A 2,816-nucleotide genomic window follows, 5' to 3' on the forward strand; every position below is an offset into this window, starting at 1 on the left:
AAGTGGCAGGCGGACTCCTGGGATTGGTATCCAGCCTGCTGATCCTCGCGGTGCTGCTGCACCTGTCCGGCTACCTGGAGAAGGTGCTGGGCAAGACCGGCCTGAACATCATGTCCAAGATCAGCGGTCTGATCCTCTCTGCTATGGCGGCTGAAATCGTGTTGACGGGCATTGCGGGTTTCATTGCCTCCACCTAGAGTATCGCGGGACAGGTTTTCGCTGCAGGGTGTCTGATGTCTGCCAATACCATTGAGCACAATCGCAAACGATACGATTTCTCCGGCGTGGAGTCGGTGTGGCTGTTTGGTTACGGCTCGCTGATCTACAAGGTGGATTTCCCCTTTCTGGAGCAGCGCCCGGCGTCGATTCGAGGGTGGGAAAGGCGGTTCTGGCAGGGTTCCCACGATCATCGGGGCACGCCGGAGGCCCCCGGCCGCGTGGTTACCCTGGTAGAAAAGCCAAATGCTGTCTGCAAGGGCATGGCGTTCAGGGTGTCACCCAAAGTGTTCGAGCACCTGGATGTCCGTGAAAAGAACGGCTATCTGCGCCTGAGCATCACGCTCACCTTCGACGATGGCAGCCATGCCGACGGCCTGGTTTACATTGCCACCGAAGACAACGAAGCCTTCCTGGGCCACGCGCCGGACGCGGATATTGCCCGCCAGATCGCCTCTGCCTCAGGCCCCAGTGGCCCGAATGCCGATTATCTCTTGCGCCTTGCAGAGTCCCTGAGGGCAATGGGTGCGGATTGCCAGCACACCTTTGCCATCGAATCCCACCTGCGTGATGAGTTGAGCTAAGTCCGTTTAAGTTTGCTTTAAGGTTCGGGGAGCACACTCACCAGACCTTGAATCACACTTATCCCGGAAAATCCCATGGGCTTGTCCTCAAAACCCACTCTTCACGCGCAGCCGTTTGTGCATAGCGGAACCGGTCGGTTTCAATGGCCTGCAATCAAACCGCATTGGCTGGTGTTGATCAGCGCCTTTGCACTTACCGCTCTGTATAACGTTCCTTTCTACACCGCCCTTGATCGATACGTCGGCTTTGATCAGCCGATGCTGATGTTCAAACTCGCGTTTTTGTTGCTGCTGGTCAACCATCTCCTGATCAGCCTGTTTTCGGCACGATTTATCCTGAAGCCGGTACTGGTGTTTCTGTTTTTAAGTGCAGCGCTCAGTGGGTATTTCATGAACGCGTATGGCGTGCTGATCGACAAGCACATGCTGCAGAACGTGTTCGAAACCGATGTGCAGGAGGCTCGCGGCCTGCTGAGCCTCGGACTGCTTGTGCACATGGCGCTCTTCTTTGTGATTCCGGTTGTGCTGCTCTTCCTGGCACGCGTGAGCTGGCCGGCGGGCCTGAAAAGGGTCACTCACTGGTTGGCCCCGATCATTGTTGATATCGCTCTGATTCTGGTACTGGCGTTGACCAGCTATCAGGAGATGGCTTCAACGTTCCGTAATCACCGCGACATCAAGGATCTTGTGGTGCCGGTGAACAGTGTTGCTGCCCTGGCATCGCTGGGTAGCAAGGTGGCTGCGGCGCAGTTTCCCCAGGAATACCAGCAGGTGGGGCTGGATGCGACGGTTTCTCTCCCGGTTTCCGATCGCGCCAAACCCAATCTGGTGGTTTTCGTTCTTGGTGAAACTGCGCGCGCAGACCATTTTGGTCTGAATGGCTATCAGCGCGATACCACCCCGGAGCTCAGTAAACTGGCCCGGCAATCGGGCGGAACACTGGTCAATTTTCCCCGCGTATCCTCCTGCGGGACCGCAACGGCCTTGTCGGTGCCCTGTATGTTCTCGTGGCTGGGCAGATCGGATTACGATGAAGCCGTGGCCAAGAACAGTGATAACTTCCTGGATGTCATGACCCGCGCCGGCATCGTCAGTACCTGGCTGGATAATAACTCCGGCTGCAAGGGCATGTGTGACCGGATTCCGACCGTTCGTCCGGAGGATACCGACCTTTGCCAGGGCGAGTACTGTGATGATCTGGTGCTGCTGAAGGGTGCCCATCAGCAGCTCGATGTTGCAGAAAACAACGACCATTTCATGGTGTTGCATCAGCTTGGCAGTCACGGTCCCGAGTACTACAAGCGCAGCAAACCGGACCAGAAAAAGTTCCTGCCCGAGTGTCAGAGCAATGAACTGCAGAGTTGTGACCAACAGGCCATCATCAACGCCTACGATGACAGTATTCTGGTAACCGATCGCTTGCTCGGAGAAACCGTGCGCATGCTGAAATCCATGCAGGCGGATTACAACACTGCTCTCGTGTATGTCTCTGACCATGGCGAGTCACTGGGCGAGGGTGGCATCTACCTGCACGGTATTCCTTACATGCTGGCGCCGGAGGCCCAGACCCATGTGCCCATGGTTGTGTGGTTGTCAGACGGTTTCCGGATGGATAACCGGATTGATGCCGAGTGCGTCAACCGGATCGCATCGCAACCGTTGAGCCACGACAACCTGTTCTCCTCCATGCTGGGACTGATGAACGTGAAGACCGGGGCGATCAAGCCGTCGCTCAATATTTTCGAGGACTGCAGAACCACCTGAGGCGCTGAACGTTTTCTTCACCTTCTGACAGAAAATTCGACACTACCGGCCATTCAAACGTCAAGCTGACGGGGCCTTGCGTAAAGATCCTGCAAAGCCGGCCCCAAGGCACTGACATTCGCTCCCGCTTCGATAATCTGGGTTCAGAGGCATCCGGCACTGGGTCCGGATGCGAGATCTGTCTCTGAGCAGAACGGGAGAATCATCATGAAGCGACTGTTGATCGGAAGCCTGGTAACGGCATTCCTGATG

3 protein-coding genes are annotated in these 2,816 nt (G+C 56.3%); all 3 read left to right on the forward strand.

Annotated elements, in window-relative coordinates:
- On the forward strand, positions 1-197 hold a 197-nt coding region (locus tag B2W52_RS20275), incomplete at its 5' end, for a MarC family protein (RefSeq protein WP_286803985.1).
- 36 nt (positions 198-233) lie between these two features.
- A complete protein-coding gene (locus B2W52_RS20280) occupies positions 234-800 on the forward strand; it encodes a gamma-glutamylcyclotransferase (RefSeq protein WP_008172686.1) in 567 nt (188 codons plus the stop codon).
- Between the two features lie 75 nt (positions 801-875).
- Positions 876-2,564 carry a phosphoethanolamine transferase gene (locus B2W52_RS20285; RefSeq protein ID WP_008172688.1) on the forward strand — a complete coding sequence of 563 codons (1,689 nt, stop codon included), beginning with the start codon at positions 876-878 and terminating at the stop codon, positions 2,562-2,564.
- The last annotated feature ends 252 nt before the right edge of the window (positions 2,565-2,816 follow it).

It is taken from the genome of Marinobacter sp. UBA2498 (genome assembly GCF_002341575.1).
GTDB lineage: Bacteria > Pseudomonadota > Gammaproteobacteria > Pseudomonadales > Oleiphilaceae > Marinobacter > Marinobacter manganoxydans.